The organism is Bartonella sp. MR30HLJHH (assembly GCF_042194195.1).
In the GTDB taxonomy this organism is placed as follows: domain Bacteria; phylum Pseudomonadota; class Alphaproteobacteria; order Rhizobiales; family Rhizobiaceae; genus Bartonella; species Bartonella grahamii.
This window is the reverse complement of sequence record NZ_JBHIMO010000001.1, coordinates 19,648-41,507: the sequence shown is the minus strand read 5'-3', so window position 1 is coordinate 41,507 and position 21,860 is coordinate 19,648. Positions and strand designations below refer to the sequence as shown.

The 21,860-nt window shown below is 38.7% G+C and carries 16 protein-coding genes and 2 pseudogenes; 13 read left to right on the top strand and 5 right to left on the bottom strand.

Features of this window, described 5'->3' with window-relative positions:
- Positions 1-668: 668 nt before the first annotated feature.
- Positions 669-5,378 (bottom strand): NAD-glutamate dehydrogenase, encoded by a 4,710-nt coding sequence (locus ACFIKR_RS00185; protein ID WP_375658364.1) that lies wholly within the window; start codon positions 5,376-5,378, stop codon positions 669-671.
- A gap of 272 nt (positions 5,379-5,650) precedes the next feature.
- On the opposite strand from ACFIKR_RS00185, the gene ACFIKR_RS00180 reads away from it, so the two are divergent.
- From ACFIKR_RS00180 to rpsP, 4 genes and pseudogenes are all read left to right on the top strand, one after another.
- Positions 5,651-6,307, top strand: coding sequence for a carbonic anhydrase (locus tag ACFIKR_RS00180; RefSeq protein ID WP_375658363.1), 657 nt, complete (start codon positions 5,651-5,653; stop codon positions 6,305-6,307).
- A 230-nt stretch (positions 6,308-6,537) separates the two neighbouring features.
- Positions 6,538-8,106 (top strand): signal recognition particle protein, encoded by a 1,569-nt coding sequence (gene ffh, locus ACFIKR_RS00175; protein WP_375658505.1) that lies wholly within the window; start codon positions 6,538-6,540, stop codon positions 8,104-8,106.
- A gap of 23 nt (positions 8,107-8,129) precedes the next feature.
- Positions 8,130-8,458, top strand: a pseudogene (locus ACFIKR_RS00170) (chorismate mutase).
- A 16-nt stretch (positions 8,459-8,474) separates the two neighbouring features.
- Positions 8,475-8,849 (top strand): 30S ribosomal protein S16, encoded by a 375-nt coding sequence (gene rpsP, locus ACFIKR_RS00165; RefSeq protein ID WP_273787601.1) that lies wholly within the window; start codon positions 8,475-8,477, stop codon positions 8,847-8,849.
- Positions 8,850-8,986: 137 nt separating this feature from the next.
- Here rpsP and ACFIKR_RS00160 read toward each other — a convergent pair whose 3' ends face one another.
- On the bottom strand, positions 8,987-9,202 hold the full coding sequence (locus tag ACFIKR_RS00160) for a DUF1674 domain-containing protein (RefSeq protein WP_375658362.1): 216 nt from the start codon (positions 9,200-9,202) through the stop codon (positions 8,987-8,989).
- An 83-nt stretch (positions 9,203-9,285) separates the two neighbouring features.
- Between ACFIKR_RS00160 and htpX the strand changes: the two genes are divergently transcribed.
- The 3 genes from htpX to ACFIKR_RS00145 all read left to right on the top strand — a co-directional run bounded on the left by htpX (position 9,286) and on the right by ACFIKR_RS00145 (position 13,554).
- Positions 9,286-10,332 (top strand): zinc metalloprotease HtpX, encoded by a 1,047-nt coding sequence (htpX, locus tag ACFIKR_RS00155; RefSeq protein ID WP_375658361.1) that lies wholly within the window; start codon positions 9,286-9,288, stop codon positions 10,330-10,332.
- Between the two features lie 47 nt (positions 10,333-10,379).
- Positions 10,380-11,744 (top strand): RsmB/NOP family class I SAM-dependent RNA methyltransferase, encoded by a 1,365-nt coding sequence (locus tag ACFIKR_RS00150; RefSeq protein WP_375658360.1) that lies wholly within the window; start codon positions 10,380-10,382, stop codon positions 11,742-11,744.
- 64 nt (positions 11,745-11,808) lie between these two features.
- The gene (locus tag ACFIKR_RS00145) at positions 11,809-13,554 is read left to right on the top strand and encodes a heparinase II/III family protein (protein ID WP_375658359.1); all 1,746 of its coding nucleotides are present in this window, start codon (positions 11,809-11,811) and stop codon (positions 13,552-13,554) included.
- Between the two features lie 911 nt (positions 13,555-14,465).
- On the opposite strand, the gene ACFIKR_RS00140 is transcribed toward ACFIKR_RS00145, so the two are convergent.
- The 3 genes from ACFIKR_RS00140 to ACFIKR_RS00130 form a co-directional block, all read right to left on the bottom strand.
- Positions 14,466-14,618 (bottom strand): DUF1127 domain-containing protein, encoded by a 153-nt coding sequence (locus tag ACFIKR_RS00140; protein WP_375635308.1) that lies wholly within the window; start codon positions 14,616-14,618, stop codon positions 14,466-14,468.
- Positions 14,619-14,967: 349 nt separating this feature from the next.
- Positions 14,968-16,587, bottom strand: a complete 1,620-nt coding sequence (purH, locus tag ACFIKR_RS00135; RefSeq protein ID WP_375658358.1) for a bifunctional phosphoribosylaminoimidazolecarboxamide formyltransferase/IMP cyclohydrolase — start codon at positions 16,585-16,587, stop codon at positions 14,968-14,970.
- Positions 16,588-17,318: 731 nt separating this feature from the next.
- Entirely contained in the window at positions 17,319-18,101 is a 783-nt protein-coding gene (locus ACFIKR_RS00130; RefSeq protein ID WP_375658357.1) for an SURF1 family protein, read from the bottom strand.
- A gap of 297 nt (positions 18,102-18,398) precedes the next feature.
- On the opposite strand from ACFIKR_RS00130, the gene rpmB reads away from it, so the two are divergent.
- The 6 genes and pseudogenes from rpmB to ACFIKR_RS00100 all read left to right on the top strand — a co-directional run bounded on the left by rpmB (position 18,399) and on the right by ACFIKR_RS00100 (position 21,832).
- On the top strand, positions 18,399-18,716 hold the full coding sequence (rpmB, locus tag ACFIKR_RS00125) for a 50S ribosomal protein L28 (RefSeq protein ID WP_015857048.1): 318 nt from the start codon (positions 18,399-18,401) through the stop codon (positions 18,714-18,716).
- A gap of 118 nt (positions 18,717-18,834) precedes the next feature.
- On the top strand, positions 18,835-19,518 hold the full coding sequence (locus ACFIKR_RS00120; protein WP_375658356.1) for a VUT family protein: 684 nt from the start codon (positions 18,835-18,837) through the stop codon (positions 19,516-19,518).
- A 337-nt stretch (positions 19,519-19,855) separates the two neighbouring features.
- Complete coding sequence (locus ACFIKR_RS00115; RefSeq protein ID WP_375658504.1) at positions 19,856-20,035, top strand: transposase; 180 nt, start codon at positions 19,856-19,858, stop codon at positions 20,033-20,035.
- 190 nt (positions 20,036-20,225) lie between these two features.
- A pseudogene (locus tag ACFIKR_RS00110) lies at positions 20,226-20,926 on the top strand (DNA adenine methylase).
- Between the two features lie 53 nt (positions 20,927-20,979).
- Positions 20,980-21,327, top strand: coding sequence for a HaeIII family restriction endonuclease (locus ACFIKR_RS00105; RefSeq protein WP_375658355.1), 348 nt, complete (start codon positions 20,980-20,982; stop codon positions 21,325-21,327).
- Complete coding sequence (locus ACFIKR_RS00100; RefSeq protein WP_375628116.1) at positions 21,296-21,832, top strand: HaeIII family restriction endonuclease; 537 nt, start codon at positions 21,296-21,298, stop codon at positions 21,830-21,832. The genes ACFIKR_RS00105 and ACFIKR_RS00100 overlap by 32 nt, the downstream gene beginning before the upstream one ends.
- Positions 21,833-21,860: the final 28 nt, after the last annotated feature.

The window sequence follows — 21,860 nt, the reverse complement described above, 5'->3', positions numbered from 1 at the left end:
TATGTATGGAATGAGCATATTGCATATATCTGTTTAGGGTAACCTTTGAAATAGGTAAACAGCCTAGTTAGATGAGAATATGAAGTTGTAAAGGGGAAAATAGATGTCCGTCTTTACTGTCATTTTTTATTTGATTTTACGCATTTGTTAAAAAAATATTTCTCAGTGTTTCCTATTTCATGATGTTGCCTATGAATGGTATAATGATAAAGCCATTAAGCACCACTATCTTTTCGCTTATGGAGTAAGAAACCAGAAGGGGGGCGCTATCATATTTATATTTGCCCACTCCTAATGTTTCTACAGCTTTTGGCACTTGAGGTGGTTTATGAGGGGCATTTAGTTCTTTCTTTAAGGTTTTTTATCTATACGGTTTTCCTATTTGCAATATGCAAGGGGAAATGCGTTTAATTGATTGAATATAAACAGATTTGAAATGAGACAAACTTAGAATATCAACTTCTCCTTCAACATAAAAATAATAAAATTATGATTGTAAATCAATATATTATATTTTTATGTTGAAGGATATTTGACAGTAAAATTTGAATTTATTTTTTATTTTAAGTGCTTTGTCTAAAAATGCGAGATAGCGCTTCCGTTTTTCCCTTACTGATTAGTCATGGATAGATAGAAAGGGAGATTGAATGGGTCGTTTTGTATTTGCTTTAGGTTTTAAAGCCAGTATTTTGTAGTTGAGAAATCAATCCTGCTGCAAAAGTAAAACGAGAAATATTAAGATCATTTTCAATAAGGGCACTAATGCGGTTTGTAATGCTGTGAATATGATCTTCTTCTGTTTTTTTCCAAGTGTCAAAAGAATCTTTTTTCTTTCCATAATTTTTGAGGATTTTCATAACGATTTGCCGTAAGCTTTCAGAAACATTTTCTTTGGCTTGGCTTAAAGCCATACTATCATAATAATCTACTACAGGAATTATACGACTTGCTTCGTTAATGCGGTTTATACGAATGATTTGCGCAAGTGAAAAATAGATCTCTGCGGTTTTAATAAGATCACTGTTGCTTTTTTTTGCAATTAAAGAAATATCACAGATTGTTGAAGCAGCTTCCAAGAGAGCTAATTGTTCCGCTAAAGCTTTTGGTGCTCCCTCTTCGCTGTATTGTACTGCTTTTTCTTCAATCTTTTGCTTAATATCGTTGTCGTGAGAATGCATAAGCTCTTTTTCAATAACGCTACGGGCTTGCTTTATTGTTTTTACAATTTCTTCTAACGGACGTGAGGGATCTATGTTGTGTAAACCCCAATTGGTTGTTTCAAAGAGCATTGGGGTCATTGCTGCGTAGAATTTGTTTTGGACAAGACCGGGTATTTTATTATCAAGCTTATCAATTTGCTCAGACAATTGAGGAATTTCAAAACCATCGCGAATGGCAATGAAAACGCGAATAATATTTTCAGCTTTTTGTTCTGTTGCGTCGTGTAGTCTATTAACAAAAGTAGGGCCTCCACGATTTACAATATCGTTGGCAATCAGTGTTGCTATAATATTACGACGCAATTGATGGTTAATGACTTCCTTCTTAAAATTTTCTTGAATTTGTGTTGGAAAATAGTTCAGCAAGGTTGTATTGAAATAGTGATCATCAACAATGGGGCTATTAGCAATTTCTTCTTTTAAGGTTAATTTAGCATATGCAAAAATAACGGCGAGCTCTGGACGGAGAAGACCTTTGCCTTGGGTTGTTCTTTGTCGTAAAATTTGCTCATCAGGGAGTATTTCAACTCTACGATCTAGAAGCTTTTTTTGTTCCAAATCGTGCATAAAGCGTATTTGATAGGGCAAATCAGTAGTGCTTTGGTTTTCCGCCAAAGAAAGGGCAAGGGGTTGTAGATAATTATTACGCAAGACGAGTTGCTCGACTTGGGGTGTCATTGTTTTCAAGAGTTTATTGCGTTCTTCGCGGGTTAACGTTTTGGCACGTAATGCTGATGCAAGAACAATTTTGAGATTGACCTCAATATCAGAACAATTCACACCAGCAGAATTGTCAATGGCATCCGTATTGCATCGACCACCATTTAAGACATATTCAATCCGTCCACGTTGTGTAACGCCAAGATTAGCCCCTTCGCCAATAATTTTTGCACGCACTTGCTCTCCGGTAATGCGTATTGCATCATTTGCACGATCACCTACTTGGGCATCACTTTCTGTTGCAGCACGGATATAAGTACCAATGCCGCCGAACCATAAAAGATCAACAGGGGCTTTGAGAAGAGCAGAGATAATTTCAAAGGGTGTTCCTGTTTGTTTTTCGAAACCAATGGCTTGTGCTGCTTCAGGTGAGAGAGTAATGGTTTTTTCTTTTCGTGAGAAGATACCACCGCCCTTTGATAATTTGCTTTGATCGTAATCTTGCCAGCTGGAGCGAGGAAGTTTAAAAAGGCGCATCCGCTCTGCATAGCTTTCATCTATGCTTGGATCTGGATCAATAAAGATATCGCGGTGATCAAAAGCGGCAATAAGTTTTGTTTGTTTGGAAAGAAGCATTCCATTGCCAAAGACATCACCAGACATATCACCAACACCGATACAGGTGAAAGGGGTTGTTTGAATATCGTGATTGAAAGATTCTCTAAAATGTCTTTTGACAGCTTCCCATGCACCTTTGGCGGTAATTCCAATGGCTTTATGGTCATAGCCTGCTGATCCTCCAGAAGCAAAAGCATCATCGAGCCAAAAGTGATTTGCTTGGCTGATGGCGTTGGCAGTATCAGAAAAAGTTGCTGTGCCTTTGTCTGCGGCAACAACAAAATAAGGGTCAGGGGCATCATGGCAGATGATGTTATGCGGAGCACTTATTTTATCGTTGATCAGATTATCAGTAATGGAAAGTAAAGCTGTGATAAAGTCAATATAGGCTTGTCGTGCGGCTTCTATGATTACAGCACGGTCATTGGTTTGGGGAAGGCGATGAGGATAAAATCCACCTTTTGCACCGACAGGGACGATAACCGCGTTTTTAACCTGTTGGGCTTTAACTAAGCTAAGCACTTCAGTGCGATAATCCAATGCACGGTCAGACCAACGGATTCCACCACGTGCAATAGGACCAAAGCGCAAATGAACGCCTTCAACTTCTGGTCCATAAACAAAAATTTCTCGATAAGGGCGCGGCTCAGGTAACCCTTCAATTTGGCGTGGATCTAACTTGGTTGCTAAAATACGTCGTGGACTACCATCGTCAAGAGGCGTAAAGGCATTGGTTCGTAAACTCGCATTGATAAGATTACGATAACGCCGTAAGATGAGATCATCATCTAAACCTGATACTTTCTGCAATTTTTCTTCAATGCGCTTTTGAATGACCTGTTGGTTTTTTTCTCGTTCTTTTTCTGTATGGCTTTGATGGAATTTCAAATAAAACAAAGCATAAAGATCTTGGGTAATATCAGGATAGGCGTTTAAAGTTTGGGCAACGCGTTCTTGTGAATATGGAATTCCAGTTTGTTGGAGATAGCGTCCATAGTGGCGTAAAATAACAATTTCACGCCAATTAAGTTCAGCTGTTTGAGTTAAAGCATTAAAGGCATCATTATCAGCATCTTGGGACCAAATTGCTTCGAATGTTTCGGCATGCTTTTGACCATTTTTGTCGAAATCAATACAGAGTTGGAAGGCGCTTTCTAGTTGCATGTCATGAAGATATACAGAGTGTCCGTTACCATCTGGTAATTCGAGAGTTTGCTCAGCAATGACCCGAAATCCCATATTTTCAAGCAGTGGTACGCGCTTGGAAAGGGCTAGTGCTTCATGGTGATGAAAGAGCCGGAGAGAAATGCTTCGTTTTTCTTTGTTGTGTGTGTGATAAAAAGTAACGAAAAGAGGTTTTTTATCGTTAAGACTGAGAATATGACCTGCATCTTCAATTGCATCGTTCGCCGAGAATAAGTCGCGATAGCTATTGGGAAATTGGCTAGCTAAACGCATTTGTTGGTCTGTTGCTTTGCGGTTAAGAGCTATGGTTTGGACACTGTCTTCCCAACTTCGTACTATGGAACGAACATTTTGTTCGAGTACTGTGCGCTCAACAACAGGAGCGCTTTCGTTCCCTTTGCGATGGATGATATAATGAACGCGGATGAGTGTGCTTTCTAAGAAGAGTGGATAGGATTCAAAAAAATCACCTTGATAGAGTTCGACAAAATATTCGCCAATTTTTTCGCGAATATTACTGCTATATTGGTCACGAGGTACATAAACGAGGATAGAAACAAAGCGTCCAAAAGAATCAATATGGGCGAGTACCCGTAGACGTGGACGTTCGTCTAATTGCATAATAAGTTTGGCATTTTCTGTCAATGTATCAATGTCAGAGCGAAACATTTCATCTCTAGGGTAAGTTTCTAAAACACTGACGAGCGCTTTTCCAGAATAGTCAGCGCGATTGTATCCAAGACGTTGAATAATGGTTTTGGCTTTTTCTTTTAAGAACGGGATTTGTGAGATAGAGCGTGTATAAGCTGAGGAAGTAAACAATCCTACAATGCGTAATTCTCCACACAGCTTGCCTTCTTTATCAAAGATTTTAAGACCAATATAATCGAGCCAAACAGGACGGTGAATTTTTGAACGGCTATTGGCTTTCGTCACAATCAGTAGGTTATCGCTTTCCATAAAGGATAAAATTTCTTGGGGAGGTTCTTTCATACTTTCATCGTCAACAATATGAATAGAAGCATCCGTGAGTATACCAAGTTCAATATTACTTGCTGTAAAGGATTTTAGGGGTTTTTGGTCTTTGATGAAGTTGTAGGTGCGCATACCAAGGAAAATGAAATTATCGTCCATTAGCCAGTGAAGAAATTCAATAGCTTTTTCGCCTTCTTGTTTGTAGTGCGGGGGAAGACTTATTTGGTAGGCATGAATATGCTTTTTAACTTCTTCAAGCATAGGCTTCCAGTCTTGTACAGCAGCATTAACCTGTTCAAGAACTAAGGTGAGTTCATTTTCAAGTTTTTGTATTTGCTGTTTGTTTAATGACTCGATGTGAATTTGCATCAGACTGATGCGTTTTCCAGAAGCACAATCAAGAATAGGGTGCGCAATCAAATAGATATGGTTTTTGTGTTGATTGAAAACATTTAAAATGGAATCGAGAAGGAAGGGTTTGTTATCATTGACAAGCGTGATAGCGGTTATAGGCTTGTTATTACGGGTCAAATTTTGTTCAAAGTAGATAGTATTTTTTCCCGTCTGATGGAGATTAAAAGCTTTTACTGCGACAGCTGCGGCTTTTTGAAGCTCTTTATTTTCGTAATAAACAATGTCTTCTTCATCGATTTGAGAAAAAAGGATTTGTTCTATTTTATCTTGGGTGTTTTTTGTTTCTGTTTTTTTTGGTTGCAACACATCCACTCTCCCTTTTTGCTCTTAAGGGTCTTCTCTTCTTTTTTTAAAAGCAGACCATCATATTTTTGTGTACTGTAACACCTTCTTCCTGAAGAAAATACTCTTTATTTGGAAAGAATGAGTTTGTTTTTGCTATTTTTTAGTAATAGTTTGTACTTTAAAGAAATATTTTGCGTCAAGGAAAGGGCATTTTTAGTATTTTTGTATGTTAATAGTTTGTTTTTTTAAATATACAAAATGAAAGTAAAAAAAGAAGCAGAAGTAAAGAGAGAATGGCGCGTTTACCAGCAAGACTTTTAAGTGGTTACCAAAATTTTATAAACAATCATTTTTTATATAAAATAGCACATTATAAGCAATTGGCGATTGAAGGGCAGAAACCTGAAGTTCTGGTCATTGCTTGTTGTGATTCGCGTGCAGTGCCAGAAATGATTTTTGATGCTAAGCCAGGGGAAATCTTCACTTTGCGCAACGTGGCAAATGTGGTTCCTCCTTTTTCTCCTGATGACCAATATCATGCAACATCAGCAGCTCTTGAATATGCTGTGCAATTACTCGAGGTGAAACATATTGTCGTTTTTGGTCATGCCCATTGTGGAGGCATTCGTACTGCTCTTAAGGAGACGTGTAAAGCTTTATCATCAAATGATTTTATTGGTCAATGGATAAGTCTCTTAGCACCAGCAGCAGAAATCGTTTTGAATAATAAGTCGCTGTCTTGGCCAGAAAAACAGACGGCATTAGAGCAGCTTTCTATTCGCCATTCGTTGAGAAATTTAGAGACGTTTCCGTGGATAAAGCTTCGCAAAGATCAAGGTTTTTTGACATTGCATGGGGTTTGGTTTGATATCTCTAGCGGGAAATTATGGAGTATGGAACAGGAAACAGGTTGTTTTATGCGTGTTGAAGTTGAAAGTTTTGAAGTATAGTATTTGCTGTTTTTATTTCTTCGTATAAAAAGACATTTTATGATAAAACTTGACAAAGCTGGGGTTTTATTGTTTGAAGGAGCAAGCTTTCAGTGACAAAATTAACTTGGAGCCACCGACTGAGACCCCAGTTTAAGGGTATAAAGAGATCTCAGAGGTCAACATCCGACGGCGCGATGCGTTCTCGGATGCTATTTTGGTTTGTTTGTTATGCAACAATGAGGTAAATGATGTTTGAATCCTTGCAAGAGCGACTTGGTTCTATCCTGTCTCATTTGACGGGACGTGGCGCTTTATCGGATCAGGATGTTGTAGAGGCGCTGCGTGAAATTCGTCGCGCTTTATTGGAAGCTGATGTTGCTCTTGATGTTGTACGCTCTTTTACCGATAGGGTTCGGGAAAAAGCCGTTGGGGCCGAAATCGTTAAATCAATTAAACCAGGCCAGATGGTGGTTAAAATTGTTCATGATGAATTGGTTCATATTCTTGGAAATGAAAGCGTTCTGAGTGATTTAAATGCACCAGCTCCAGTTGTTATCATGATGATTGGTTTGCAAGGTTCCGGAAAAACAACTACAACAGCAAAGCTTGCGAAACGGTTCACTGATAAGCACCATAAAAAAGTTCTTATGGCGTCATTAGATACACGTCGTCCCGCTGCACAGGAGCAGTTGCGCCAATTGGGAGAACAGGCGAAACTTGCAAGCTTGCCTATTATTGCGGGACAGCTGCCCGTTGATATTGCATCACGTGCCGTGCAGGCTGCTAAATTGGGTGGTTATGACGTGCTTCTTCTTGACACAGCAGGACGTAATCATATTGATGAAGCTTTGATGCTCGAATTGGCTGAAATTAAAGCATGTTCCCTTCCTCATGAAATTATGTTGGTGGCTGATAGTTTGACAGGGCAAGATGCCGTTCATCTTGCTCGTTCTTTTGATGAGCGTGTAGGGATTACAGGGATTATTTTAACACGAATGGATAGTGATGGGCGTGGTGGCGCTGCTCTTTCTATGCGTGCTGTTACAGGAAAACCAATTAAAGCAATTGGAACTGGTGAAAAAATAGATGCTTTAGAAGAGTTTCATCCCAGTCGTATTGCTGATCGTATTCTCGGAATGGGGGATATTGTTTCTTTGGTTGAAAAAGCTGCTGAAACAATAGATCAGGAGAAAGCTGCTGCTTTTGCAAAAAAAATGCAAGCCGGAAAATTTGATCTGAATGATCTTGCAGAACAGTTGCAGAAAATGAAAAAACTGGGTGGAATGGGCGGTATTATGGGCATGTTACCAGGAATGGGGAAGGTCAAAGAGCAGATTGCGGCTGCGGGGCTTGATGATCGTTTGTTTGATCGTCAATTGGCCATTATTTCATCTATGACACCGCAAGAGCGGGCAAATCCAGAGCTTTTAAAACATAGCCGCAAACAACGAATTGCTAAGGGATCTGGTACAACGGCAGCTGATATTAATAAACTTTTGAAAATGTATCGCCAAATGGCTGATATGATGAAAGCTATGGGTGGTAAAGGAAAAAGTGGTTTGATGGGAAAAGTGTTGGGAGGACTTGGTTCCAAAATGGCTTTTGGTGGTATGGGAAATTTGGGGGGGAATTCTTCAGCTATGCCTGATTTGTCGGGATTGGATCCAAAGCAATTCTCAACACTTCAAAAGCAAATTGAAAATGGTAATGGAGGGAAGCTCTTGCCCGGACTTCCCAAGCGTGGACCTACATTTCCTGGTCTTTCCAATGACATTGCTGATAGGGGAAAATTTTCTCAGCATCCTAAGAAAAAATAAGATGTAAAGAGGAAAGGAATATGATGCAGGAAACAGTATTAAACGAATTGGCACATTTACGAGCATCTATTGATAATTTTGATGCAACTTTGATTCATATCTTAGCAGAGCGTTTTCGTTGTACGAAAGCTGTTGGGCGCTTAAAGGCGCGTTATGATTTGCCTAAAGTAGATCCTCTGCGTGAGCAATATCAGGTAGCGCGTTTGCGGCAATTGGCTATAGATAGTCATCTTGATCCTGATTTTGCTGAAAGATTTTTAAAATTTATTATTAAAGAAGTTGTGCGTCATCATGAAGTTATTGCTGAAGAGCAAAAAACAAAAAAATTAATTTAAACGAAAGTCAGAGCTGACAATAGGAGATAAAATATGGCATTGAAAATTCGTTTGTCCCGTGGAGGTTCAAAAAAACGTCCTTACTATCATATCGTCGTTGCAGATGTTCGTAGTCCGCGCGATGGGCGGTTTCTTGAACGTGTTGGTGCATGGGATCCAATGTTGCCTAAAGATGGACCGAGGGTAAAACTTAATGAAGAACGTATCCAATATTGGCTTGGGCAAGGGGCTCAACCAACAGATCGCGTTTTACGGTTTTTAGATGCAGCTGGCTTGAAAAAGCGTCCAACCCGTAATAATCCACATAAAGGTGAACCGGGTAAAAAAGCACAAGAACGTATAGCAGCAGCAAAGCAAGCGGCAGAAGAAGCAGCGGCAGCGGCTGAAGCAGAATCTGCTTCAGCATGAGAAGCATGATTGTTTAATCAACGTGTTTTTAAAAGCTTTAGAAAAATAAATTATTATCCGTTTTTGATAGATAAAAACGGATTTTGTTTAAAAAGCTTCTTGTTTAAACAGCGCTGGTTTTTTAAAAATCAATGGTTTTAAAAGTCAATAGCGCGGCCTTTAATTTCCCAGTCTCCATAGCGGGAAGGGTCTTTGCCGCCGCGTCCGCCGTTTTCTAAAGGTTGTTCTTTTTGTGCTGCGCTTTTTCGCCTTTCTTCAGCTTCTTTAAGGGCGCGTTGTGCTGCGGGAGAAAGAGATTGCTGTTTAACGACAGTTGCATTTTTTTTGCTTGTTTTCTCAACTTTTTTATTCATTTTACACCTATTCCATTGAAGAAGCAGAAAGAAAACACCATCATATAGTATTAATTAACTTTTATCATGGAGTTTTTTGAGTAATGAATATAATGCGTACAGCCATGCTTTTGGCTTTTTTAACTGCTCTCTTTATGGGAGTTGGTTATCTTGTTGGAGGGGGCGGTGGCATGGTCATTGCTCTTTTGATGGCAAGTGGTTTAAACTTTTTTTCTTATTGGAATTCGGATAAAATTGTTTTACGCATGTACGGGGCGCGTGAAGTTGATCAGCATTCAGCACCAGTTTATTATAAGATTGTAAGCGATTTAGCGCAAAAAGCTTCTCTTCCTCAACCAAAGGTTTATGTTATTGAGAATGCACAGCCAAATGCTTTTGCGACGGGACGTAATCCCCAAAATGCTGCTGTTGCTGCAAGTACTGGGTTGTTAGAGCGGTTGAGTTCAGAGGAAATTGCCGGTGTTATGGCGCATGAGCTCGCACACATTGAGCATCGTGATACCTTAACAATGACTCTAACCGCAACGATTGCAGGGGCAATTTCAATGCTTGGTAATTTTGCTTTCTTTATGGGAGGACCGCGTAACTCTTCAGAAGATTCTCATGGCGCTGGGGCAATTGGAGGATTTATTGCACTGCTCGTGGCACCTTTTGCAGCAATGCTGGTGCAAATGGCGATTAGTCGTACACGTGAATATGCTGCGGATCGGAGAGGGGCTGAAATATGTGGTAATCCTTTATGGTTGGCTTCGGCATTGCGTAAGATTGCTGATGGGGGACGTGGGGTATATAATGAAGAAGCAGAACATAATCCAGCAACCGCGCATCTGTTTATTATTAATCCTTTGAGCGGTGAGGGAGCGGATAGTCTTTTTTCTACACATCCAGCAACTGCAAACCGTATTGCTGCTCTTTATCAGCAAGCAGAAGAGATGAAAAGGGCTCTTGCCAAAAGTGTGGGATGGAGTAAAGAAGACACTATACATGAAAAAAGCAACGGGATGAACTATGGAGATTTTCATAGTGGTCGGGCTCGTGCATTAGGTGAGCAAGAAAACAGTTCTTTTCAGCGTGTTACAAAACGTCCTTCTTGGCTTCGTTATGAAAATTCAAAAAGATCTCGTTCATAGAGTTACTGAGGGAGTTTTTAAGGAAAAAGTGATATAAAGGTGGTGTTTTGAAACACAAAAAAGCGGGGCATGTGTCTGAAAAAAATGTTCCAGGATTAGCTGTTCGACAGGTGTGTGTGCGTCTTTTGGGGGCGGTAGTTGATAAGCACACGCCGCTGTCTGGTTTGACGGATAATGAATACGGACATCCACAATATTTACAGCTTTCACAACGAGATCGTTTGTTATGTCGGGCTATTTTAACAGCTTCATTGCGTCATCGAGGGCCGATTACGGCAGCTCTCTCACGCCTTTTGGCGCGTCCTTTGCCTTCACAAGCACTTTCACTCCAGCATCTTTTGCATATCAGTGTTGCACAAATTCTTTATCTTGATATTCCAGATCATGCGGCTATTGATTTAGCTGTGCGTGTGGCGAAACTTGACCCTCGAATGCGCCGTTTTTCAGGGGTGGTGAATGCTCTTTTACGCAATATTGCACGTGAGGCGGTGTCTTTACGCCAACAAATTCCTTCCATTGAAAGTGTGCCAGCGTGGTTTGGACAGCTTTTAATGTCAGCTTATGGAACAGAAAAGGCGCATCAGATTATAGCAATTCAAAGTGTAGAACCCCCTTTTGATTTGACAGTGAAATCTGATAGTGTTGGATGGGCTGAAAGGCTTGGCGGTTTGGTGTTGCCCAATGGTTCTGTTCGATTGAATCGTCTGGAGTGTTCTGTTTCTGATTTACCAGGCTATAGTGAAGGAACTTGGTGGGTTCAAGATTTTGCTGCATCGTTGCCTGCTTGTTTACTAGGAACACTTCGGGGTAAACGAGTTGCTGATCTTTGTGCAAGCCCTGGGGGAAAAACAGCACAATTGGCTTTGCAAGGAGCGCAGGTGACAGCAATTGAGCTTTCTGCTAACCGCGTAAAGCGTTTAAAAGAAAATATGGAACGGCTTCATTTTTCAGTTCACATTTGGCAGGGCGATGTGAGAAATTTCCATCCCACACAGCTTTTTGATGCGGTTCTTCTCGATGCTCCTTGTTCTTCTACTGGAACGATCCGTCGTCATCCAGATATTTTATGGACGAAATCGAGGGATGATATCGTCAAGTTAGCGGCGTTGCAACATGATTTGCTTGTCGCAGCAATTTCTTTGGTAAAGGTGGGGGGACGGATTGTTTTTTCCAATTGTTCATTGGCTAGAGAAGAAGGTGAAGATCTTATTGAAAAAATTTTATCGACACGCAATGACATTGTTTTAGAACCTATTTATCCAGAGGAAATGGGAGCACTGGCACATTTGCTTTGTGGGGGGATGTTACGTACAACGCCTGCGGATTTTTGTCATAAAAATTTTGATGCTGAGAAAACCGCATTTTTAGGAATGGATGGTTTTTTCGCTGCGCGCTTACGAAAAATTGCTTAATTAACGCTTCATTTACAAAAATGGTCGAAATTGTGTTTGATTCAGCATAAATGGAGATGAAATTTTGGCGGTTGCGGTAAAAGCTCCTCAGGTAAAAGTGGCAGCCTGTATCGATACGATACAGAATGTTATGCGGCGTTTATGGGTTGGACCATTGTTTCGTTGGCGGTTTTCAGGGTTTCGTCCTCATAAAATTTTAGCGCATCCCATGGATTTGCATGTGGCTGATCCTATGATGGCGCATGAATTTTATCATGGTCGTTTTGCTTTTGCTGGTCACATTGTTCATTCTGGTGCTGTTTCGCCGTTTGCATTGGTTCCGCCAACGCTAGAATGGGAAGCAGCTCTACATGATTTTCATTGGTTGCGCCATATGGAGGCAGCAGGAAGTGATTTGGCTTCTGCACACGCACGCTCTCTTTTAGAAGATTGGTTTGGCCATGCTGGCAAGAAGGTAAAAGGGCTTGCTTGGAGTGGTCCTGTTGTGGCGCGGCGCTTGATTTCATGGATTTGTCATTCGAAAATGTTGTTAGAAGGAGCAAGTGAGCGGTTTGAAAAACGCTTTTTACGTGCGCTTGGTTTGCAATTTCGTTATTTGCGCGTAACAATTTGCAGTATGGAGCATGATGACCGACGTTTACAAGCAGCAGCGGCTTTGACGTTCGCATCTCTTGCTTTGCCTGTTTCTGCGGCAGTGAAAAAAAAGGTACAAACCACACTTATAAAAGAGCTTTCCCGTCAAATCCTAGTTGATGGTGGGCATATTTCTCGTAGTCCTGTTATTTTGCTGAATTTGTTATCGGATTTATTGTCGTTACGGCATCTTTTTATGCGTAGCAATGAAACAGCACCACGTATTTTGATTGATTCTGTTGAGCGTATGTTGCCGGCTTTACGATTCTTTATCCATGAGGATCAAACGTTGGCTCATTTTAATGGGGTTGGTCCCCTTGTGTCGGAACGGTTATCGTCCCTTTTGGAGCTTGATGAAACAGGAGGGCATCCTTTTAGTTATGCCCGTTATTCAGGATTTCAGCGCTTAAAAGCCAATCAAACAACAGTGCTTGCAGATACAGGAAAGTTTCCACCCCGCTTTGTAGCACAGCAGGCTTGTTCGGGGTGTTTGTCTTTTGAAATGTCTTCACAAGGGCACCGTTTTATTATCAATACCGGTGTTAATCCTGATGGGCGGGAAGATTATCGACATTTAGGGCGTGTTACTGCAGCACATTCAACAGCTACGCTTAATGATTGTTCAGTGGGTGCTTTTTATCAGAAAAAGAAAAATGGCGCGCCATTTTTGTTTGATGGACCAACGGATGTTCAAGTGCGCCGTATAGAGGATTCAGAGAAGACGGGTTTTATTGCGAGTCATAATGGTTATGTGCGACCCTTTAATTTTATTCATGAGCGTGGTCTTATTTTGGCAACAAATGGAGATATGATCGAAGGTTTTGATCGCTTTTTTATGCCAAATAAAGGGGGAAAGAAACACAAGAGTGTGCAAAATGAACAAGATCATGTTGCTGTTCGGTTTCATCTTCATCCACAAGTTGAAGTTAACTATGATGGCAAACGTGTGTGTTTAGCTGTAAAGAACGAGAACGTGAAGAGCGAACAAGTATGGTATTTTATATCGCCTGACGCAGATATTTGTCTTGAAGATTCGATTGATTTTGCAGAATTAACAGGTCCACAGCGGACACAACAGATTGTTTTATATTTTCGTCCTGCATTTCAGGAAAAAGTGCGTTGGCGTTTTATCCGTAAAGCGTTTGATAAAAAATCAGAACATTATTCCAACCCATAGTATATTGCGTTTTATCTTCGTGTCGCAAAACATCATCGTTTATTGTGGTAATATTCTCAAAATTTGAAGATCATATAAATTTTATACATGAAGCATTTTATTAGAGTATAGGTTGGATGTTTTTAGGCAAGGTTTGCTCATAGAATCTCATGAGGTGATGCTAAGAGGGATTGGCTCCCGAAAAAAGAGTTTTTGACAGACCACTGTTGACAGATGAGTACTGGTTAAGAATCTTCATTCTTTAAAGATGTGGAGAGAAAATAAAGCTGTTGCTTATCTTCGATAAGTTCTTAAGTGTGCTGTTGGGATCAATATTTCTCTCTGAGAGAGTTGCATTAATAGGGTTACGCTCCCTCACGAAAAACAGAGCGCTATTTATTGCGTATTCACGGACGTATATTAAAGAAAAATCCCTTAATACTTTCAAGCCTATTTCGTGATGATGTCTGTGATGGGTATAACGGTAAATCCATGAAGCACCCCATCTTTACGCAAGGAGCAATTTAGCACCATCACACTATTTATTAGTGCCCAATGTTTTGAACAGCTCTTGGCACTAGAGATGATTCATAAGAGGCATTGTTAGCCTTTTCTTAATAGTTTTTATCCACACAGGATCCCCCGCTTGTAACGTGCAAGCGAATGGTTTTTGTATTCAACATACATAGATTTTAAATGGGAGAATCTTACGGTATTTGGGGTTCTAATTCAATATGAATAACGCTAAATTATCATTATAAATCAAATGTTTTACATCATAGAAGCACTGAGAATTCAAGAAACAAAACATAGCAACGCCTGAGAAAAACAACCCTTCTGCTCTTTGTTATTATAAATGAAGTCATAATAACAAGCCACAAAATGGACGTTTTTTCACAGCAAAGCACTCTCTCAAATGCTTCAAACAACGTTTATAAAGATTTACGCGAATAACGTCGTGCAATCAAATTAATATCACCGCGACAAATTCCAAGATCGCTGAGTTCATATGTTGAAAGACACCTTAATGCATTAACGGTTCGACGATAACGGCGCCAATTACTATAAAAACGTAGAATATTCATATCTTCTACTCAAACTTTTCATTTCACTCTTTGGTTTAAGAATAGAGCATATTACTAAAAAGAGTTGTGTTATAATATCATAACAGGTATGCATCTACATATAAGATAATATCCCTTTAACATTTTGCTCATGTGAAAGGGAAGCCATTAAAGTATTAACAACAACAATATCTTATCCCTAAATAATGGTTAAATTATGTGCATTTTCTGTGGTGATAAACGTCTTCACGATTAGATTCTTTGGATTGAATAACTGCTTCCATTTCAATAGTGATCAATAGTCATACGATGATTATGAAAAATTCCTTGAAACATTTGTCTCATATAATAGAGAGAATCAGCAAAATTATTAATGGCGGAAGTGTCGTGTTCCTGTGAAAACCATCGCTAAACCTTGTGCATCAGCAGCCGTGATAACTTCTTCATCACGCATGGAGCCTCCTGGTTGAATAACTGCTGTTGCTCCTGCTTCAGCTGCTGCTAATAAACCATCTGCAAAAGGAAAAAATGCATCTGATGCAACAACCGATCCTTTTGTGAGAGTTTCTGTTAAGCCTGCTCTTTGCGCACTTTCTGCTGCTTTACTTGCAGCAATTTTTGCTGAATCGATGCGGCTCATTTGTCCGGCTCCAATTCCAACTGTTGCGCTATTTTTCGCGTACACAATAGCATTTGATTTAACGTGTTTTGCTACACGAAAAGCAAACTGAAGATCACGCATTTCATCTTGAGTTGGTGCCCGCTTTGTCACTACTTGCAATTTAAGATCATCAACCACTACGTTATCACGCGATTGCACTAAAATGCCTCCTGCAAGTGTTTTCGCAAGAAGTCCTCCACAGCGTGGATCAGGAACTCCACCTGTAATGAGCAAACGAAGATTTTTTTTCTTGGCAATAATTTCACGTGCCGCCATTGTGGCATCAGGAGCAATAATCACTTCTGTGAAAATTTTAACAATCTCTTTAGCACATTCCTCATCAAGGGTTTGATTTAAAGCAACAATTCCACCAAATGCCGATACATTATCACACATAAGAGCTTTCAAATAAGCTTCTTTCAAATTTTCTCCTTCCGCAACACCACAAGGATTGGCATGTTTAATAAGAGCGACAGCAGCGGTTTTTTGCGGATCAAATTCTGCCACAAGCTCAAAGGCTGCATCTGTATCATTCAGATTGTTATAAGAAAGCGCTTTGCCTTGTAAAAGTTTTGCTGTTGCAATACCAAAACGTTTTTCATTATTGCGATAAAATGCTGCCTGTTGATGTGGATTTTCCCCATAGCGCATAACATTCTCAAGATGACCAGAAAAACTCTGCCACGATGGAATTTCAATTTTTAAATCCCGTGCAAACCACGATGCTATTGCCGTATCATAAGCGGCGGTGTGTGCATAAGCGCGCATTGCTAGCTGATGACGCATAGATAAGCTTAAACATCCATTATGCTGTTTTAATTCAGCTAGAATCGAATCATAATCTTTTATCGCTGTTACAACACCAGTATAAGCATAATTTTTTGCCGCGGCGCGAATCATCGCAGGTCCACCAATATCAATATTTTCAAGAATCGTTTGCCCATCGGCTCCCGATAAGATCGTCTCTTCAAACGGATAAAGATTCACCACCAAAAGATCAATTCCATGAATGCTGTTCTTTTCCATAGCTTCCCTATGGCTAGGATCTTCTCTTACCCCTAACAAAGCACCATGAATCAAAGGATGGAGTGTTTTTACACGCCCATCCATTATCTCAGGAAATCCGGTAACTTCAGCAACATCTTTTACGGGTAAACCAGCTGCTATGAGGGTTTTGGCTGTTCCCCCTGTTGAAATCAATTCAACATTGTAAGTAGCATGAAGGGCTTGTGCAAAAGCAACCACCCCCGTTTTATCAGACACAGAAAAGAGAACACGACGAACCCGATGAAGATCAGGTATGGGAAAATTTTTGGCAACAACACCCATAACAGAAGCCTTAAAAATGAAAGAGTTAAAATTCTAGTAAAACACGCTTATAGATTTATAGCATAAGCCTTTAGCAAAATACACTGAAAGGATAAACTGTCTTTTTAGAATATGGGATGCCTCACCTTTTTTTATTATCCTGTAAAAACACTCTCATTTGGGGTGTGGTGGTGGGTGTATAAAGTCTCATTGAGACATTAAATGTTTTTTTGTTGCTTATAACTCAATATTTCATCTTCATAGCAGTTTTGAAACAAAAAACGCATCAGTATGTTCTCTGCTATATTAGCTTTTATGCTAGATGAAGGCGAAAGTATTGCGTATATCAATTGGAGTAATCTCTGAAGTGGGAAACAACCTAACGAAGCAAGAATATAAAATTATAAAGGCAAAAATGAGTGCTCATCTTTCCTATCATTTTTAAATTTGGCTGTATGTTTTTCAAAAGCGTTTATGATAATGTTTTAGAGTGAATTTTTTTTATAGAGTGGAGATAATGCATTGCTTCACATTTTTGTGCATTACAATTTTTAATGAATTAACCTGTTAAAGCCCTCGTTTTATGATGGTTTTTTTGAAGAGTATCGCGTAAATCCTTTGTGGATGGTATAAAGCCCATTGTATGCCTATGATCTTTATTTAACAAAGGTGCAAGTTGGTAGCTTTCATTCTTCTTATCAGTTTTCAAGATTCTAAAAATTTTTGTTACTTGAGATGGAAGAGGTCTTTTTTTAGTTTTTTTGCCGTAGCAGAAAAAGAAAAGCTCCTAATACACTAGCAGCTAAAATAAACCACGTGATTGCATAAACGAGATGATTATTTCGAAAATGGATAATCGTAAGACCAACGACAGGAAGGTTTGCTTGTGGAGATGTTTTGCTGGCATCAATGAAATAAGGGGCAACAGTGGACAAACCAAGTTTTTGTGCCATAGCGGGGAGATCCCGCGTATACCATAAATTTTTATCAGGATTATTTTTACGCGGGAAAAATCCATTTTTTTCACTCATGCGTAATAAACCTATAATCGTTGTTTGTTCTGTGTCCGTGGTAGAATTTTGCTGAGATGAGGCATTGGTATGCCATTGCTCTGAGTTTTGAAAATTGTTACGTTCATCCATAGGGATAAAGCCACGGTTGATAAAGATCAGTGTATTATCAGCAGTTTGTAAAGGAGTCAAAACCCAATAGCCTGTAGTATTTTGAGCGGCAGCAGTGACTAAAATATTTTTATCTGTTAAAAATTTTCCTGTGGTAACAACAGGTTGATATTCATTTTTTTCAAAAGTAACATCTGACCATTGATTTTTTGGGGGGGCTTTTATGGGGGGCAAATGAATGCGCTGATTGGCACTGGTGATGAGATTTGTTTTCCAGTTTAACCGTTGTACTTGCCATATACCTAATGCACTGAAGAGAAGAAAAAAACAAATACATAAAGTCCCAAACAAAAAAGAAGAAAAACGGCAAGAATCTTCTTGAAGCTTTGTCATGGGGGGCTCTTTTTTGCTCATGATTTATGCTTCCTTTCGGGACAATAAGTTTTCATTCTAACATGGTATGTATTTAAAAAAAACATTTTGTACGCTTTTTGGTGGAATTTGCACGCCTTGTTGAGGAAAAAGATGAAGAATGAGCTAGTAAGATATGAAAAAGGTTTTATAAAAGACTTGACCTTTTGTTGTCTACCCCCTATTAGAAAGAGACTTCCCAATGATGCCCGTTTAAGGTTGCATTGTGCGTGTTTTGCGTTCATTGTGTCCTTTGGGTACGGGGATTTGAAAGTTTCTTAGAGTTTAAGGGTGAAGTTTATGTCTCGTGCATGTGAATTGACAGGGAAAACGGTTCTGTATGGTAATAATGTTAGCCATGCGAATAATAAGACTCGGCGTCGTTTTTTACCAAATCTTTGCAATGTGACATTGATTTCAGAAGTGTTACAGCAAAGTTATCGCTTGCGCATTTCAGCAAGTGCATTGCGTTCTGTTGAGCATCGTGGTGGCCTTGATGCTTTTTTGGTCAAAGCAGATGATAAAGAGTTGTCGCAACGTGCGCGTTTGCTAAAACGACAAATCATTAAGAAAAAAGCTGAGCAAGAAGGTGAGCAAAAGGCTGAACAAGCAGCGTAATTGTTAGCGCCATTCTTTTTGGTTTATTGACGCTTTTATTCCGGTTTTCTGTTCTAGAAGTTAAGTTTTTTCAGGTTGATTGTTTTATTTTATTGGTTCCGTATCATAGGTTAAAAAAATGCCCTCAAGCAGTCCTTTACGAGAACAGCAAAAGAAGAGGTACATTGTTTTTTCTATTTTAGCAATGTGCCTTGCTGTTACTGCTTCTAATATTTTTGTTCAATATCCTGTCTACTGGTTTGATTTAAATGAGCTGTTGACTTATGGGGCTTTTACCTATCCATTTGCTTTTCTGATCAATGATTTGACCAATCGTTTTTATGGTCCATCTGCTGCGCGGCGTGTGGTTTACGCTGGTTTTTTTGCGGGTGTCTTTGTTTCTTGGATATTGGCGACACCACGGCTTGCACTTGCTTCTAGTTTTGCATTTTTATTTGGGCAACTCCTTGATATTGTTGTTTTTACTCCTTTGCGACGTAAAACATGGTGGAAAGCACCTTTAGCAGCAGCGTTGGTTGGTTCGGCTTTGGATACAGTGCTGTTTTTTGCTGTTGCTTTTTCTAGCTCTTTTGCTGTTCTTGATAAGATAACAGGCTATGCTGATAGTTCACTGGTGGAGAGTACTATTTTGGGAGGGATAGGCATGCCAGTTTGGCTCTCGCTTGCTTTTGGTGATTTTTCGGTAAAAATTGTTATGAGCCTGTTTATGTTGATTCCCTATGGAACAATTCTTAATATTGTAAAACTTCCTCTTTACCAAAGTCATTCAAAGGGTGATTCTTCTTTTGTTTGTAACAAATAATGATCTTTGTTCTTTTGTTTTGCTAAAGAAAAGAAGGTTGTGCGTTATGTCTTCTAAGAACAGAATTTGAGTGGATTCAAAAAAGGGATTTTTATTCTTTTCTCAAGTTGTATTTACTCATACATCATCTATGCTTATGCTGTGTAAGGAAATGGTTTTGACTGATTCAGTATGAGATAAGAGCATCTTATCAGTATTAAAAACAGGTAATAAAGCTCTTATGAAGGCCAAAAAATGTCTTGTTAAGAATTGTGATGTCTTACTTATGATTATTTGAGCTATAAGAAACTTGGTTCTTATAAAGGAAAAAATATTTCGATATACATTTGGGTAGTATATAAATAGAAAAATAAATACCAATGGTATCAAGTCCTTTTTGACAGTTTTAAAATTTGGTTATACTGGTATTTATCATTATTTTAGTAACAAATGTTTGTGCAGATATGTTAATGAACTTACAATTTGTTATAATGCGATCTCTGTAGAATTTGGCAAACGCTTCGAGTATTTATTTTAGATAATTGTAGGTTAGAAAATGTGATACTTGGAGCTGATAATATGAACAAAATGATAAATCAAAGAGATCATACAAAGCTTTATTGGATAATTTGGTCTTAACTTCCTCGAAAAAACAGAGAGAGACTAGGGAGTTGCCTGTTGTAAAATTATCTCTTCGTTATCTGGGAGGGAAAAGTCGTGCTGTTCCTATGATTATTAATAACTATATAAGGAAGCAAAAAACTTTATGTTCTCCTTTTGTAGGAGGGGGGTCAATTGAATTAACCTTAGCAAAAAGAGGAACAAAGGTTTATGCTTATGATGCTTTTAAGCCGCTTGTTATTTTTTGGCAGATGCTTTTGAAAGATGCTTCAGCTCTTGCAGAAAAAGTGAGAGAATATGAAGATATGACTCCCGTAATGTTTTACAATCTCCAAAAAACTTTTGGGAATATTAAAAATCAATTAGAGATTGCTGTCGTTTTTTTGTTCTTAATCGCTCTTCTTTTTCCGGAACAACACTTTCTGGCGGTATGTCTCTAGGACATCCTCGATTCAAGTATTGTTCTATTGAACGGCTTAAAGATTTTAAGATTGAAAATTCCAAAGTGGAATACAGAGATTTTACAAAAAGTATTCCTAAACACTTTAACGATTTTCTTTATTGTGATCCTCTATATCTTATTAATCAAAAACTTTATGGTCACAAAGGCGATAAACATAATTCTTTTGATCATCAAGCTCTTGCTGAACTTTTGAGAAAGCGTCAAGGATGGGTTTTATCTTATAATGATTGTGTGGAAGTTAGAGAACTTTATAAAGGACATACAATACTTAATCCTGAATGGACTTACGGTATGGGAAACAATAAAAAATCAAATGAACTCGTAATTTTGAGTAAGGATCTTTAGGAAATTGTATAAATCAGGTAGAAAATGGAAAAGCCTTTGAATATGCTTTGGCCATGGGGTTTAAAAAAGCAACAAAAGCTTCTATAGAGTTTAATTCGTCCTTTCAAATAGCGGAGTCTTTTTATAATTTATTTAATGATACTGAAAAAAGGCTTTTAAATCTTGCTTCTATTGAAGCAGCTGTTTTCTTACAGTTACATGATAAAAATATTAGAAACACGAAAACTATTGTTCTTCAGGAAGATTCTGTTGGGATCAAAGGAGATGTTCGTGATATTATTTTAAAAGTTCCTGAAAATCCTATTGGTATTTCTGCAAAACATAATCATAGTGCTATCAAACATCCTCGCCTTTCTGGTAAAATAGATTTTGGTAAAGAATGGACAGGTTACCCCCTGTAGCAGCCTTTATTTCAATGAAGTTAGACCTATTTTTGATTATTTAGCAGAGCTCAGAGACAAGAAAATGTTCTTTAGAGATATAGAGGATAAAGACAGCAGAGTTTATCTTCCAATCTTAGAAGCTTTTTCTAAAGAACTTCAAAGGCTTTGTTTAGATTATCAAGATAAATTTGTGAAGCTATTGTTTCAGTATGTTATAGGTTCTTATGATTTTTATAAGATTATGATAGATACAAGATCTAAACAAAAACGGGTTATTATTCAGTCTTTTAATTTGAATGGCACTCTGGGATATGGTCGTAAATGGAAAATTCCAAGCAAAATTTTATCAGTTGCAATAAAACCAGAAAGTAAAAACAAACTCATTATAATTTTTGAAGATGGTTGGAGCATTTCTTTTAGGATTCATAATGCATCCAGTAAAGTAGAAGCTTCCTTAAAGTTCGATATTCAATTTGTGGGATTATCTTCTCAGGTTGTTAGTCATCAAATTCCGATGGTTTAATGATAGAGATAATTTTTTAAAATGTAAT